The sequence below is a fragment of the Streptomyces sp. NPDC029836 genome, from assembly GCF_055574495.1.
This window is the reverse complement of record NZ_JBVHZI010000001.1, coordinates 505,271-520,025: the sequence shown is the minus strand read 5'-3', so window position 1 is coordinate 520,025 and position 14,755 is coordinate 505,271. Positions and strand designations below refer to the sequence as shown.

Here is a 14,755-nt window from a genome sequence, read left to right as displayed (position 1 = left end):
GCACGAGACTACGAACGGCTCGTCCAACACTCCCAGACACTGATCACCGGAGCCACTGCCGCCCTCATGAAGCCGTAACCGGCCCCAGGGCCCGAAAGGGGCCTCAACCGGCCGCCGCGCATCGTGATGCACACGACCTACGTGATCACCTGGCCCCCGGGTTCCGATCGCATCGGCCTTCCAGCGAGGTGCGTCGACTGACAGCCGCACCCGCCGCCTACACACGGAGGTGCCCGAAGTCGATCTGAGCAGCTGCGGGTCCGTACACCTAGGTGGTGCGAATGTTCAGGTGGGGGAGGAGTTCCACGTGTTGGCGGGGGGTTTCGTGTGCGGCGGTCGTGAGGCGTTCCAGGAGCAGGGTCGCGGCCCGTGCACCGACCTCGTGCTTGGGCGGGGCGACCGCCGACAGCGGTACGTCGGCCAGTCCGGCCACTTCGTCGTCGTAGGTGATCACGGCCAGGTCCTGCGGTACGCGGATGCCTCGGGCCTGGAGGCGGGGGATCAGCATGATGGCGTCGGTGTCGCTGTGGATCAGGGCCGCGGTCACTCCGCCTGAGGTCACCGCGTCGCACAGGTAGTCCAGGGTGCGGGCGAAGCGGTCGGCCACCGAGAGGCCGGCGTCGCTCGCAGACCCGGACCCCGCCGGCCCGAACCCCGCGACCCCCGACCCCGCGACCCCGGACCCCGCCGCCCCCGACCCCGCCGCCCCCGACCCCGCCGCCCCGGGCCACGGCGGGGGTGGCTTCAGGCCCAGGGCGTTCACGGCCGCTTCGAATCCGGAGCGCAGGCGCGCGGTCGTCGGGGTTTCCTGGCTGGCGAGGGCGATCCGGCGGTGCCCCTGCCCCGCCAAGTGCTGGACGGCCTGCGCGGCCCCGTGGGCGTGGTCGGACATCACCCGGTCCAGCCCCGCCGCCGGGTGTCCCGGCGGGGCCGCGCGTTCGACCAGTACGGTCGGTACGTCGAGCTCCGCCGTCCAGGCGCCCTCGCCCGGAGCGGCCGATCCGGCGGCCCAGTTCGGGGTCAGGAGCAGTCCGTCCGCACCGGTGGACAGCAGGCGGTCGGCCTGGGTGCGGTCCTCGCCCGGGAGATAGCGCGTCAGTCCGACGGTGAGGCGCGCGCCCCGCGCCTCGACGACCTCGCGCGCACCGCGTACCACCTCGGCGTAGTAGTACTCCGTGGTGGGGACCACCATTCCGATCACCAGGCCCGCCCCGGGGCCCGCCGGGGACCGGCCGGACGCGGTAGCGCCCGGGTCGCGGGAGAGGGAGGGAGCGACGGGCCGTATGCCCTCGATCCGGCTGATCACGCCGTGCATCCGCTGGATCTCGCCCCGGGCGGCCATCGCCTCGATGTCCCGGCGCAGGGTGACGGGCGAAACACCGAGCTCCTGGGCCAGGTCGGCCACCCGTACGCTGCCGCGGGCCCGTACCAGCGCGAGCACCTGAGCCTGACGCTGGTCCACATGTGGTCTCACGAGGTCCCCCTGAAGTCCGGCGGGTCCGGGCCGTGCCGGGCCGTGCCGGCCGGCAGCCCTGCGGGCGGGCTCCGCGGCCCGTCCGCGCGGTCATCATAGGCAATCGAATCGATCGTTTCGATTGATTGCGTTCAACCGGTCATTGACTGCGCGGACGGGCCGTTCATATATTCGGCTTGCAGCCCCGCACCTCACGGCATTTCGACCTTTTCCGGGAGCCAGCGCATGCTCACGCACGACCAGGACGGATTCCGCCGGGCAGGCCGGCCCCACCGCATCGTCTCGGGTGCCCTGCACTACTTCCGGGTCCATCCCGACCTGTGGGAGGACCGGCTGCGTCGGCTGCGGGCCATGGGGGCCAACACCGTGGACACGTACGCCCCCTGGAACTTCCACGAAACCGGCCCGGGCAAGGGCGACTTCACCGGATGGCGCGACGTCGGCCGGTTCCTGCGCATAGCCCAGGACCTCGGGCTCGACGCGGTCGTCCGGCCCGGACCCTACATCTGCGCCGAATGGGACTTCGGAGGTCTGCCCGCCCGTCTCCTGGCCATCGACGGGTTGCACCTGCGGTGCTCCGACCCTCGATTCCAGGCCGAGGTGGACGGCTGGTTCGACCTCGTCGTACCCGAACTGCTGCCCCACCTCGCGAGCCGCGGGGGCCCGGTGGTCGCCGTGCAGATCGAGAACGAGTACGGCTCGTACGGCAACGACGCGCGCTACCGCGCCCACATCGACCGCGCCCTGACGGACCGCGGCATCGACTGCCTGCTCTTCACCGCGGACGGCCCCGAGGACGCCATGCTCCAGGGCGGCACCGTCCCCGGCCGGCTCGCGACCGCCACCTTCGGAGCCCGGCCCGCGGAACGCTTCGACGTCCTGCGCCGCTACCAGCGCACCGGCCCGCTGACCGCCATGGAGTTCTGGATCGGCTGGTTCGACCACTGGGGCGACGGGCACCACGTCCGCGACGCCCGGGAAGCCGCCGAATCCCTCGACGAACTCCTCGCCACCGGCGCCTCCGTCAACCTCTACATGGCCCACGGCGGCACCAACTTCGGCTTCCGGGCGGGCGCCAACCACACCGGGTCGAGGCCCGCGGACCCCGGCTACCAGCCCACCGTCACGAGCTACGACTACGACGCCCCGATCGGCGAAGCCGGCGAACTCACCCCCAAGTTCCATGCCTTCCGCGAGGTCATCGGCAAGTACCTCCCCCTGCCCGACGGCCCGCTGCCCGCCCCGCCGCCCCGGATGGCCCCGGCCCGCGCGATCCCGGCCGGCGTCGCCCCGCTGCTCGGCGCGCTCGGGACCCTCGGAGGCGAACCGGTCCTGCGTCCCGCACCCGAGTCCATGGAGAAGCTCGGCCAGGACCACGGCCTGATCCACTACCGGACCACCATCACCGGGCCGCGCCCCGCCATGCCAGTCAGGATCGACGGGCTCGGTGACCACGCGTACCTCTTCGCCGACGGCCGACTACTGGGTGCCCTCGACCGCAACGCCCCCGACGAGGGCCTCGACCTGCCCGTCGGCGAGGAGGGCGTCGTGCTCGACATCCTGGTCCGGGCCCTGGGGCGGGTGAACTACGGGCCGCTGCTCGACGATCGCAAGGGCATCTGGCGCGGCGTGCGCCACGGCCACCAGCACCTGTTCGAGTGGGAGATCACCCCGCTCCCGCTCACCGACCTGAGCGGCCTCGACTGGTCCAGACCGACGGACACCGGGACCGCCCCGGCCCCCCTGACCGACCCCGCCGGGCCCACGGCTCAGGAGCCCCCGGCGCAGGAGCCCACCTTCCGCCGGTTCTCCCACACCCCCGACGCACCCCCGGCGGACGGCTTCGTGGACCTCTCCGGATGGGGCACCGGCCTGGTCTGGCTGAACGGATTCCTCCTCGGCCACTACGACACCCCGCGCGGCCCGCAGCGCACCCTTTACGCCCCCGCCCCCCTGTGGCACGCCGCCGGGAACGAGATCGTGGTCCTGGAAATGGAACGCCCCGGCGCCGAACTCCGACTGAGCGACCGACCCGACCTGGGCCGCCCCACCGCCATCACCCCCCAGTGAGGGAAGATCGGTACGTGAATCGTACGAGCACCCGACTCGCCGACGGCCGCGAGATCTTCTACTACGACACGGACAAGGATCCGGACGGGGACCAAGCCCCCGTCCGCACCGTTCCCGACACCCGCCCCCTCGGAGCCGCCACCGTCCCCACCTCCGAGGTGCGCCGCGACCCGCTCCTCGGGGACGCCGTCGTCATCGCCTCCCACCGTCAGGGCCGCACCCACCTGCCGCCCGCCGACGACTGCCCGCTGTGCCCCTCCACCGCCGCGCACGCGAGCGAGGTCCCGGCCCCGGACTACGAGGTGGCCGTCTTCGAGAACCGCTTCCCCTCCCTCGCCGGCGACACCGGCCGCTGCGAGGTCATCTGCTTCACCCCCGACCACCGCACCTCCTTCGCCGAACTGGACGAGTCCCGCGCCGCACTGGTCCTCGCCGCCTGGACCGACCGCACCGCCGAACTCGCCGCACGCGAAGGCGTCCGGCAGGTCTACTGCTTCGAGAACCGGGGCACCGAGATCGGCGTCACCCTCGCCCACCCCCACGGCCAGATCTACGCCTTCCCGTTCGTCACCCCGCGCACCGGCCGCATGCTCGCCACCGTCGCCGCGCACCGGGCCCGCACCGGCGGCAACCTCTTCGAGGAGGTCCTCGCGGCCGAGCGCGCCGAGGGCACCCGCGTCGTCCTCGAAGGGGAGCACTGGACGGCCTTCGTCCCGTACGCCGCCCGCTGGCCCTACGAGGTCCACCTCCATCCGCACGACCGGGTACCCGACCTCCCGGCCCTCGGCGACGCGGCCCGCGCCGAACTCCCCGGGCTCTACCTGGAACTGCTGCGCCGCTTCGACCGGTTGTTCGCACTGCCCGGTCCGACCCCGTACATCTCCGCCTGGCACCAGGCGCCCACCGGTGAGGGACGCGAGGACTTCGCGCTCCACCTGGAGCTGTTCACCGTCCGGCGCACCGCGGACAAGCTGAAGTACCTCGCGGGGACCGAGTCCGGAATGGAGGCCTACATGAACGACGTCCGGCCCGAGGACGCGGCCGCCCGGCTGCGGGAGGTGGCGAGTCCGTGAACCGCGCGGCCCAGGGGTTCCAGGACCTGTACGGGAGCCCGCCCGAGGGCGTGTGGGCCGCGCCCGGCCGGGTCAACCTGATCGGCGAACACACCGACTACAACGACGGGTTCGCGCTGCCCTTCGCGCTCCCGCAGCGCACGGAGGTGGCCGCGGCCCGCCGCACCGACCGCAAGCTCCGACTGCACTCCGCCGACGTGCCCTCCGGCGTCGTCACCCTGGACCTCACCGACCTGACCCCCGGCGGCACCCCCCGCGGCCCGGCCGGCTGGACGGCGTACCCGGCAGGCGTGGCGTGGGCGCTGCTGGAGGCGGGCCTTCCGGTCGGCGGGGCGGACCTGTACGTGCGCTCCGACGTGCCGACCGGGGCCGGCCTGTCCTCATCCGCGGCCCTGGAAGTGGCCACCGCGATGGCCCTCACCGAGCTGTACGGGATCCCGCTGCCCGGCGCGGAGCTGGCGACCTTGGCCCGGCGCGCCGAGAACGCGTACGTCGGCGTGCCCTGCGGGGTCATGGACCAGATGGCCTCGGCCTGCTCCTCCGCGGGGCACGCCCTGCACCTCGACACCCGCACCCTCGAACAACGTCACATCCCCTTCGACTGCGCCGCGTCGGGGCTGCGGCTGCTCGTCATCGACACCCGGGTCAAGCACGACCTCGCCGACGGCGCCTACGCGGCGCGCCGCAGCTCCTGCCATCGGGCCGCCGCCGCGCTGGGGCTGCCCGCGCTGCGCGACCTGGCGTACGCGGACCTGCCGGAGGCGCTGTCCCGGCTCACCGACCCGATCGGGCGCCGCCGCGTCCGGCACATCGTCACCGAGAACGAACGCGTCCTGCGGGTCGAGGCGGAGCTGCGCGCCGGCCGGCTGCGCGCCGCCGGGCCGCTGCTCACCGAGGGCCACGCCTCGCTGCGCGACGACTACGAGGTGTCCTGCCCGGAGCTCGATCTGGCGGTGGCCACGGCCAACGCGGCCGGCGCGTACGGAGCCCGGATGACGGGCGGCGGCTTCGGGGGCTCGGCCCTCGCCCTGATCGACGCGGAGGCCGAGGCGGAGGTGACCCGAGCCGTCGAGGGCGCGTTCGCCGCCGCCGGGTTCACCGCTCCGCACGTGACCCGGGCCGTGCCCGCCGCCGGCGCGGCCCGGATCCTCTAAGGGCGTGTTGTGAAGGTCCCGCCCGGCCCCTCGGGCGCTCGGCGCCACTTTCGCAACACGCCCCGGGCGTACCGAAGAGCGCGGGGGCGGGCACCGGCCGGGGTCACACGCCCGCCGGCCCACGCCCGCCGGACGCGCGACACGGAGCGTTCACACGACCCCGTACCGCCGCCCCATCGGCGGGCCTAGAGTGATCACTTGCCGCACAAGGCACCGGACGATCGCGGAGGAGCGAACCACGTGCAGTACAACCCCCTGGGCCGTTCAGGACTTCAGGTCTCCACCGTCGGCCTCGGCTGCAACAACTTCGGCGGCCGGCTCGACGCCCGGGCCACCCGCGCCGTCGTCGACGCCGCCCTCGACGCCGGGATCACCCTCCTGGACACCGCCGACATCTACGGCGGCAGCGGCGGCTCCGAGAGCCACCTCGGCCAAGCCCTCAAGGGCCGCCGCGACCAGGTCGTCCTCGCCACCAAGTTCGGCTACGACGGCGTCGACATGGGGTACGGGGCCGCCGCCGGAGCCCGCGGCGGCCGCGCCTACGTCCGGCGCGCCGTCGAAGCCTCGCTGCGCCGCCTGGAGACCGACCACATCGACCTCTACCAGCTGCACAGCCCCGATCCGGCCACCCCGATCGCCGAAACCCTCGCCGCCCTCACCGAGCTCGTCACCGAGGGCAAGATCCGCTACATCGGGCACTCCAACCTCAGCGGCTGGCAGCTCGCCGAAGCCGCCCACGTCGCCCGCGAGACGGGCGCGACGCCCTTCGTGTCGGCACAGAACGAATGGTCGCTGCTCCAACGCTCCGCGGAACGCGAACTCGTGCCGGCCGCCCTGCACTACGGAGTGGGCGTCCTGCCCTACTTCCCGCTCGCCAACGGCCTGCTCACCGGCAAGATCCGGCGCGGCGCGGCCGTCCCGGGGGGCTCCCGCCTCGAAGGGCGCGACGCCTACCTCACCGAGGAGCGCCTCGACACCGTCGAGGCGCTCGCCGCGATCGCCGAGAAGTACGACCGCACCGTGCTGGAACTCGCCATCGGCTGGCTCTCGGCCCAGCCCGGCTGCGCCTCCGTCATCGCGGGCGCCACCTCCGCGGAGCAGGTGCGCGCCAACGCGGCCGTCGCCGACCGGCCGCTGGAAGCGGAACTCCTGGCGGAGATCGACGCCGTCGCCGGGGACGTCGCGTGACGGACACCCGCGCCGCGGCGGCGCCCCTGCGCTGCGCCGTCCTGGACGACTTCCAGGGCGCGGCCACCACCCTCGCGGACTGGTCCGAGGTCACCGCCCGCGGCGTCGAGGTGGTCACGTACGCCGACCACCTCGACGACGAGGACGAACTGGCCGTCCGGCTGGCCGACTTCGACGTCGTGGTCACCCTCCGCGAACGCGTGCCCTTCCCGGCGAGCCTCCTGGAGCGGCTGCCGCGCCTCAAACTGCTCGTCGCGAGCGGCATGCGCAACTCGGTCATCGACTACGAGGCCGCCGCGCGCACCGGCCTGACCGTATGCGGCACCGCCAGCTCCTCCACCCCGCCCGTCGAGCTGAGCTGGGCGCTGCTCCTCGGTCTTGCCCGGGGGATCGCCGTGGAGAGCGCGGCCCTGCGCTCCGGCGAGGGGCCCTGGCAGCGGACCGTCGGCGCCGACCTGCACGGCCGGCGACTCGGCCTGCTCGGTCTCGGCAAGATCGGCAGCCGGGTCGCCCGGATCGGCCTCGCCTTCGGGATGGAGGTGTCGGCCTGGAGCGCCAACCTCACGAAGGAACGCGCCGACGAGGTGGGCGTGAGCCTCGCCGGGTCCCTGGAGGAACTCCTCGCGGACGCCGACTTCGTCTCCGTCCACCTGGCGCTCGGCGACCGCAGCCGGGGCCTGATCGGGGCCGCCGAACTCGCCCTGATGCGACCGCACGCGTACCTGGTCAACACCTCGCGCAGCGCCATCGTCGAGCAGGACGCGCTCCTCGACGCGCTGCGCGAGGGGCGCATCGCCGGCGCGGCCCTGGACGTCTTCGACACCGAACCGCTGCCCGCGGCGGACCCGGTGCGCAGCGCGCCGAACCTCCTGGCCACGCCGCACCTGGGCTACGTCACGCGGGCCAACTACGCCACGTACTACGGCGAAGCCGTCGAGGACGTCCTCGCCTTCCTCGACGGCTCACCCGTACGCGTCCTCCCGTAGCGGAGCCGGGCCGGACACCCGGCCGCAACCCGCGGCAGGAGCCCCGAACGCCCGAGGGCCCCGCACCCGCCTGTCGGCACGGTGCGGGGCCCTCGGGCGGGTCCGCGAAGCGGATCCCGGCCGCCTCAGGACACGATGTCCTTGCGGGAGAACCCCCGGAAGGCGAGCGCGAACAGCACCACCGCGTACGACACCGACACCGCCGCACCCTTGATCATCCCGCCCCACTCCAGTTGCGGCTGCAGGGCGTCCGCCCAGGCGAACTGCCAGTGGGCGGGCAGGAACTCGCGCCACGAGCCGAGGGCGGTGACGGCGTCCAGCACGTTCCCGACGATCGTCAGGCCGACGGCTCCGCCCACCGCGCCCAGCGGCGCGTCCGTCCGCGTCGACAACCAGAACGCCAGCCCGGCCGTGACCAGTTGCGAGACGAAGACGAACGCCACGGCCAGCGCGATCCGCGGCAGCGTGTCCGCGGCCGCCAACGCCCCGCCCGTCGGCAGCTTCAGCGGCCCCCAGCCGTACGCGGCCGTGCCCGCGACGAGCGCCACCACCGGCAGCAGCACGATCGCCGCCAGGCTGAACCCGAGCGCCACCACCAGCTTGCTCCACAGCAGCCGGGCCCGGGGGACCGGCGAGGCCAGCAGGTAGCGCAGCGAGGACCAACCGGCCTCCGAGGCCACCGTGTCCCCGCAGAACAGCGCGACGGGCACCACCAGGAGGAAACCGGCCGACACGAACAGGCAGGTGACCGCGAAGTTCGCGCCCGACTCCGTCGCCGTGTCGATGAGGCTGATCCGGCCGTTGCCGCCGCCCGGCCCGTCGTCGCCGCCACCCACCGCGAACGCGATGATCATGATGAACGGCAGTGCGGCCAGCACCCCGGCCATCACCAGCGTCCGCCGCCGGCGCCACTGCCGCAGCGCCTCCACCCGCAGCGGCAGGGTGTGGTTCGCCCGGTAGCCCGGCGCGGTCTCCTGTACGGCGCTCACGCCGCACCTCCGATCAGGGTGAGGAACGCGTCTTCGAGCCGTCGGTGCGGCCCCACCGCCGACACCGGGACGTCCAGCCGTACGAGTTCGGCGATCAGCCCGGCGGCGCTCACGCCGTCGAGCCGGACGAGGAGCCCCTCGTCGGCGGGCAGCACGGAACCGACCCCTTCCAGGGCGGCGACCTTCTCCACGGTCACCGCGTCCACCGGCCCCTCCAACGCGACCAGCAGCGTGTCGCCGCCGCCGGTGATCTCGGAGACCTCGCCCACCCGCACGAGCCGGCCCCGGTCCATCACGACCAGGTGCGTGCAGGTCTGCTCGACCTCCGACAGCAGGTGGCTGGAGACGATGACCGTCCGCCCGGCGGCGGCGTAGCGGATCATCACGTCCCGCATCTCACGGATCTGCGGCGGGTCCAGACCGTTGGTCGGTTCGTCGAGGATCAGCAGGTCCGGCATGCCGAGCATGGCCTGCGCGATGGCGAGCCGCTGGCGCATGCCCTGCGAGTACGTGCGCACCGCGCGCTCCAACGCGTCACCGAGCCCGGCGATCTCCAACGCCTCCGCCAGGTGCGCGTCCTCGGCGGGACGGCCCGTGGCCTGCCAGTACAGCTCCAGGTTGGCCCGGCCGGTCAGGTGCGGGAGGAAACCGGCACCTTCCACGAACGCCCCGACCCGCGACAGCACCGGCGCCCCGGGCCGGATGAGGTGCCCGAAGACCCGGATCTCCCCGGCGTCCGGCGAGATCAACCCCATCAGCATCCGCAGCGTGGTGGTCTTCCCGGCGCCGTTGGGCCCGAGCAGGCCGAGCACCTGCCCCTTCTCGACCCGGAAGGACAGGTCCCGCACCGCGTACCGGTCCGCGGCCTTGGCGTAGCGCTTCGTCAGCCCGGTGATGTCCAGGGGTACGTCGGCCAGCGCGGGTTCGGGCTGCGCTTCTCCCACCCGGCTCCCGCCGCGACCCCCGCCGGTGCGCCGGATCCCGAGGAGCGCCGCGGCCAGCGCCACCGCGCCGAGCGGCAGCCACCAGGTCCAGGCGGGCAGGTCGGTCGCGGCTGTGGCGACCCCGGCCGCGACGGGCACGGCCAGCGGCCCCTCCGCCGAGACGGTGTACGCGGCCGGGGCGGCCGGGGACGCGTAGCCGAGGTCGGTGGCGGCGACCACCAGCCGCAGCCGGTGTCCGGCCCGGACGGCGTGGTCGATGGCCGGGAGCCGCAGCCGTACGGTCGCGCTCTCCCGGGCGTCCTCCACCCGCACCGGGGCGACCAACTGGTTCGGCAGCACCTGTTGGCGCCCGTCGGGGCCCACGTCGTACACCTTGCCGAACAGGACGGCCGCACCGTCGGCAGCCGTCGACCTCACCTTCAGGGTCACAGCCGGGGTCCCGGTGATCCGTACGTCCTCGGTCAGCGGCTCCGATTCGAAGCGGGCGTTCTGCCCGGGGAAGTCGAGCGCGACGCCGGTCCCGAGCGCGGCGAGCTGCCCGCCGATGCCCGGCAGGGCCGACAGCGCGGGCGGTGTCCCGCCGGCCGGATTGGCGAAGGTCTGCTCCCGGCCCGACAGGGCGAACTCGCGCGGCGCGGAGCCGAGTCCCGGGTAGGTGTCGCCGGTCGCGCCGCGGAGTTTGACCTGCCCGTCGGTGGAGTCGATGCCGCCGGAGCGCGAGACCCGGAAGGCCGGGCCGGTGTCCACGCCCTCGTCGCCCTTCAGGTAACGGTCGAACCAGGCCGAGGTCCGGGCCTCGATCCGGGCGGATTCGCGCATGCCGCCGTCGTGACCGCCCGCCGCCCAGTCGACGGCGACGGGCGCGCCGTTCGCCGCGATGGCCTTGGCCATGGCGTCGGCCTGGTCGAGGGGGAAGAGGGAGTCGTCCTGACCCTGCACGATCAGCGCCGGAACCTTGATCCGGTCGCCCACGGCGGACGGACTGCGCTTCTCCAGCAGCTCCCGGGCCTCGGCGTCGGGCTTGCCCGCCACCGCGACCCGCTCGTACATGGCACACAGCTGCGGCTCGAACCGGCCGCAGCCCGCAGCCGCGGGCGGACCCGCGGGGGTGGCGGCCGGGGCCTGCGGACCGGCCTGGAGGCCGCCCGCCGCGCCGGTGGTGAAGAAGATCCCGGTCCACAGCTTCTTGAACACGCCCTGCGGGAACAGGGCGTCGGCCAGGTTCCAGTACGTGATCTGCGGGGCGATCGCGTCGACCCGCCGGTCGTACCCCGCGGCCAACAACGAGACCGCGCCGCCGTACGAGGCGCCCGCGACGCCCACCCGGGGGTCACCGGCGGCGTCCAGGCGCACCTCGGGGCGCTTCGCCAGCCAGTCGACGAGCGCGGAGACGTCCTTGACCTCGTGCTCGGGATCGTTCAGCCCGATCAGGCCGCCGGAGCGGCCGAATCCGCGCGCCGACCAGGTCATGACGGCGTATCCGTCGCGCGCCAACCGTTCGGCCTGCGCGCGGACGTCGTCCTTGCGGCCGCCGAAGCCGTGGCCCAGCAGGACCGCGGGCCGCTTCCCGTCCCCGCCGCCGGCCGTGAAGTAGGAGGTGTCGATCCCGGCACCTGGCAGGGCCAGGACCTGGTCCTGGCGGCGCACGGCCGGCGCGTCCCCGGACGCGGCGGCCGCGGTCCAGGTACCGGCGCCGGCCAGGACGGCGAACGCGGTGACACCGGAGAGCAGGCGGTCTCGGCGGCGCCGTGGCAGTCGGAGCTTCATACCGGAACCCTAAAGCCCCTGGTCTCCCCACCCGAGCTCCTCCAGGCGTAGCCCCCCACCTTCTCCAGGACTACACCCGGTCACCGCCGTACCGCGCCTGCGGTACACGGCCCCGCCGGCACGTCGGGCTGCGCCGCGGAGCCGTCGGCGGCAGGATGGACCCCATGCTGCTCTCCGAGGTCGCGCGCGTGTCCCTGGAGGTGGCCGAAACCTCCGCCAGGTCCCGGAAGACCGCCCTGCTGGCCGAGCTGTTCGCCGCCGCGCCGCCCGAGGAGGCGGCCCTGGTCGTCTCCTACCTCGCCGGGCGGCTCCCGCAGGGCCGCCCGGGCGTCGGGTGGCGCACCCTCGGCCGGACGAGCGAAGCCGCCCCCGAGCCGTCCCTCACCGTGTCGGGGGTCGACGCCGCCGTCACCGACCTCGCCGCCGTCGCCGGACCCGGCGCGCAGGCCGAGCGCGCCCGGATCGTCGACACCCTGATGGGCTCCGCGACCGGGCCCGAACAGCGGTTCCTGCGCAGCCTGCTGTCCGGGGAGGTCCGCCAGGGCGCCCTGGACGCCGTGGCCCTGGACGGGGTGGCCGCCGCGGCCGGGGTGCCCGCGGTGGCCCTGCGCCGGGCCGTGATGCTCGACGGGTCGCTGTCCCGGGTCGCCGCCGCCGTCCTGGCCGAGGGCGCCGTCGCGCTGGAGCGGGTGACGCTGCGGGTCGGGCGGCCCGTCCAACCCATGCTGGCCGGCACCGCCCCGTCGGTGGCCGCCGCCCTGAGCGCGCTCGGCCCCTGCGCGGTCGAGGAGAAGCTCGACGGGATCCGCGTGCAGGTGCACCGGGACGGGGACGACGTACGGATCCACACCCGCTCCCTCGACGAGATCACCGACCGGCTCCCGGAAGTGGCCGAACTGGTCCGCACCTTCCCCGGGGAGCGGTTCATCCTGGACGGCGAGGTCATCGGACAGGCCCCCGACGGCCGCCCGGTGCCCTTCCAGGAGATCGCGAGCCGGGTCGGCTCCCGGTTGGACGTGGCCGCCGCCCGCCGGACGCTCCCGGTGACCCCGTACTTCTTCGACCTGCTCCTCTCCGGCGACCGGGTCCTGCTCGACCTGCCCGTGCGCGAGCGGTACGCGGAACTCGCCGCGCTGGTCCCCGAGGCGCACCGGGTGCGCCGGCTGGTGGCGCAGGACCCGGCGACGGCGACGGCCGGGGCCGAGGAGTTCTGGACGCGGACCCTGGGCCGGGGCCACGAAGGGGTCGTGGTCAAGGCGCTCGACTCCGGCTACGCGGCCGGCCGGCGCGGCAAGCAGTGGCTCAAGGTGAAACCCGTGCACACCCTCGACCTGGTCGTGCTCGCCGTGGAACGCGGCAACGGGCGCCGCACCGGCCTGCTGTCGAACCTGCACCTCGGCGCCCGGGCCGCCGACGGCACCTACGCCATGCTCGGCAAGACGTTCAAGGGCCTCACCGACGCCATGCTGGCCTGGCAGACGGAGCGGTTGACGGAGCTGGCGGTCGAGGACGACGGGTACACCATCCGGGTCCGCCCGGAACTGGTCGTCGAGATCGCCTACGACGGCCTCCAGCGCTCCACGCGCTACCCGGCGGGAGTGGCGCTGCGCTTCGCCCGCGTCCTGCGCCACCGCCCGGACAAGACGGCCGAGGAGGCGGATACGGTGGAGGCCGTCCTCGCCCAGGGCGCCACCGCCCCGTCTTCCGAGGGGTCCGCAGTGGGGGAGGCGGAGGCCGGGGACGGGTGATTTTGCCCCGGAGGCAAGGGAGATTGCCAGAAAGGCAAGTCTCTGGCTCAATCGGGGTATGACTCCCGCCCCCGGTGTCGGTTCCGTCGACGCGGTCGACCCCGAGACCGCCCCGGACCCCGACACGCCCGACGGCCTCGTCGCCGAGCTGCCCACCGTGGCCCCACAACTGCGCGACCTGCGCCGACGCGCCGGACTGACGCTGGAGGCGGCCGCCGCGCGGGCGCGGCTCTCGCCCGCGCACCTGTCCCGCCTGGAGACCGGTCGCCGTCAGCCCTCGCTCCCGCTGCTGCTCGGACTCGCCCGGACCTACGGGACGACCGTCTCCGAGTTGCTGGGTGAAACACCGGCCACGGCCGATCCCATCGTACGGGCCGGCGGTCCGGGGGCCCGCGAGGCCGACGGGTGGACGTACTGGCAGGCCGGCGGCTCCGGCCGCGGCATGCAGGCGCTACGGGTACACGTCCCCGCGCCGGCCCCCGTCGGCAAGGGGGCGCGGGAACGCGGGCAGGGCGAACTGGTCCGCGTCCATCCCGGGGAGGAGTGGCTGTACGTCCTCGGGGGGCGGCTGCGGCTGCACCTGGGGGAGAGCGAGCACTTCCTGGAGCCGGGCGACAGCGCGCACTTCGACTCGCTCACCCCGCACCGGATCGCCGCGGCCACGGCTGACGGAGTCGACCTGCTGTTCGTCCACACCCTGCTGCAGAGCAGCCTCGCGGGGCTGTGCCTCGGCGGCGCCGAGCACCACCCCCGCTGACCGAGGAGCCGCATCCGTGTCGTCGTCGCAGCCCCACTCGCAGAGCCGGCCCCCGTCGCCGGCCCGGCCGCAGTCACCGGCCCCGTCGAAGAACCCGTCACAGTCCGAGGGAGAGAACGTGCCGCACGTCACCGGGACCACCGCGAGGACCGAGAGCGCCACCCCGGCGGGGGCCGCCACCCCGGCAGGGGCCGCCGCAGCCGCGAACGTCGCCGCACCCGCGGAGGTCGCCGCGCAGTCGACGGGTGCGCCGACCCTGATCAGCCGCATCGAGTCCAAGTTCCCCCGCGGCCTGATCATCCGACTGATCGCCTACCTCTTCGTGGGCCACCTCTTCGCCTTCTTCGTCTACCTGCTCTTCGTGCTGGGCGCCGAGAACCAGTAGGCGCAGCGCGGCGACGGGCAGGTCACGGGGCGGCCGCACGCGCGCCAGGCACACCACCCCGACGCCGGAGACAAGCGTGCCCGCCGTGAGGTCCGCCGCCGCGCTCCAGCACACGGAGTCAGCCGCCGGTGGGAGTCGGCGTCAGCGGTGCGCGGGTCACGGCGCCCCCGATCGGCCGTGGACCGCGTCCGGCAGCCACCGCCGCGGCGTACGGTCCGGG

At 74.2% G+C, this 14,755-nt stretch carries 11 protein-coding genes; 8 read left to right on the top strand and 3 right to left on the bottom strand.

Translation table 11 applies throughout. The features are described from left to right. Nucleotides 1-268 precede the first annotated feature (268 nt). A complete protein-coding gene (locus tag ACZ4XJ_RS02425) occupies nucleotides 269-1,474 on the bottom strand; it encodes a LacI family DNA-binding transcriptional regulator (protein ID WP_468495001.1) in 1,206 nt (401 codons plus the stop codon). Between the two features lie 225 nt (nucleotides 1,475-1,699). Between ACZ4XJ_RS02425 and ACZ4XJ_RS02420 the strand changes: the two genes are divergently transcribed. From ACZ4XJ_RS02420 to ACZ4XJ_RS02400, 5 genes are all read left to right on the top strand, one after another. Next, a complete protein-coding gene (locus tag ACZ4XJ_RS02420; protein WP_468495000.1) occupies nucleotides 1,700-3,544 on the top strand; it encodes a glycoside hydrolase family 35 protein in 1,845 nt (614 codons plus the stop codon). A 14-nt stretch (nucleotides 3,545-3,558) separates the two neighbouring features. Next, nucleotides 3,559-4,617 (top strand): galactose-1-phosphate uridylyltransferase, encoded by a 1,059-nt coding sequence (gene galT / locus ACZ4XJ_RS02415; protein WP_468494999.1) that lies wholly within the window; start codon nucleotides 3,559-3,561, stop codon nucleotides 4,615-4,617. Continuing rightward, the gene (gene galK / locus ACZ4XJ_RS02410) at nucleotides 4,614-5,771 is read left to right on the top strand and encodes a galactokinase (protein ID WP_468494998.1); all 1,158 of its coding nucleotides are present in this window, start codon (nucleotides 4,614-4,616) and stop codon (nucleotides 5,769-5,771) included. Before galT ends, galK begins: the two co-directional genes overlap by 4 nt. 240 nt (nucleotides 5,772-6,011) lie before the next feature. Continuing rightward, nucleotides 6,012-6,959, top strand: coding sequence for an aldo/keto reductase (locus ACZ4XJ_RS02405; RefSeq protein ID WP_468494997.1), 948 nt, complete (start codon nucleotides 6,012-6,014; stop codon nucleotides 6,957-6,959). Continuing rightward, the gene (locus tag ACZ4XJ_RS02400; RefSeq protein ID WP_468494996.1) at nucleotides 6,956-7,945 is read left to right on the top strand and encodes a D-2-hydroxyacid dehydrogenase family protein; all 990 of its coding nucleotides are present in this window, start codon (nucleotides 6,956-6,958) and stop codon (nucleotides 7,943-7,945) included. Before ACZ4XJ_RS02405 ends, ACZ4XJ_RS02400 begins: the two co-directional genes overlap by 4 nt. 125 nt (nucleotides 7,946-8,070) lie before the next feature. On the opposite strand, the gene ACZ4XJ_RS02395 is transcribed toward ACZ4XJ_RS02400, so the two are convergent. After that, nucleotides 8,071-8,934: an ABC transporter permease gene (locus ACZ4XJ_RS02395; RefSeq protein ID WP_383998386.1), complete on the bottom strand. Its 864-nt coding sequence runs from the start codon at nucleotides 8,932-8,934 to the stop codon at nucleotides 8,071-8,073. Next, nucleotides 8,931-11,645 (bottom strand): alpha/beta fold hydrolase, encoded by a 2,715-nt coding sequence (locus tag ACZ4XJ_RS02390; protein ID WP_468494995.1) that lies wholly within the window; start codon nucleotides 11,643-11,645, stop codon nucleotides 8,931-8,933. The genes ACZ4XJ_RS02395 and ACZ4XJ_RS02390 overlap by 4 nt, the downstream gene beginning before the upstream one ends. A 164-nt stretch (nucleotides 11,646-11,809) precedes the next feature. Between ACZ4XJ_RS02390 and ACZ4XJ_RS02385 the strand changes: the two genes are divergently transcribed. The 3 genes from ACZ4XJ_RS02385 (at nucleotide 11,810) to ACZ4XJ_RS02375 (ending at nucleotide 14,535) form a co-directional block, all read left to right on the top strand. Next, entirely contained in the window at nucleotides 11,810-13,393 is a 1,584-nt protein-coding gene (locus ACZ4XJ_RS02385; RefSeq protein WP_468494994.1) for an ATP-dependent DNA ligase, read from the top strand. A gap of 58 nt (nucleotides 13,394-13,451) precedes the next feature. Then, complete coding sequence (locus ACZ4XJ_RS02380) at nucleotides 13,452-14,150, top strand: helix-turn-helix domain-containing protein (protein WP_468494993.1); 699 nt, start codon at nucleotides 13,452-13,454, stop codon at nucleotides 14,148-14,150. A gap of 118 nt (nucleotides 14,151-14,268) precedes the next feature. Then, complete coding sequence (locus ACZ4XJ_RS02375) at nucleotides 14,269-14,535, top strand: DUF6126 family protein (protein ID WP_468494992.1); 267 nt, start codon at nucleotides 14,269-14,271, stop codon at nucleotides 14,533-14,535. The last annotated feature ends 220 nt before the right edge of the window (nucleotides 14,536-14,755 follow it).

Coding starts and splice junctions, on each gene's coding strand:
- ACZ4XJ_RS02380 (WP_468494993.1), top strand. CDS start 13,452: ATGACTCCCGCCCCCGGTGTCGGTTCCGTCGACGCGGTCGACCCCGAG.
- ACZ4XJ_RS02390 (WP_468494995.1), bottom strand. CDS start 11,645: ATGAAGCTCCGACTGCCACGGCGCCGCCGAGACCGCCTGCTCTCCGGT.
- ACZ4XJ_RS02385 (WP_468494994.1), top strand. CDS start 11,810: ATGCTGCTCTCCGAGGTCGCGCGCGTGTCCCTGGAGGTGGCCGAAACC.
- ACZ4XJ_RS02420 (WP_468495000.1), top strand. CDS start 1,700: ATGCTCACGCACGACCAGGACGGATTCCGCCGGGCAGGCCGGCCCCAC.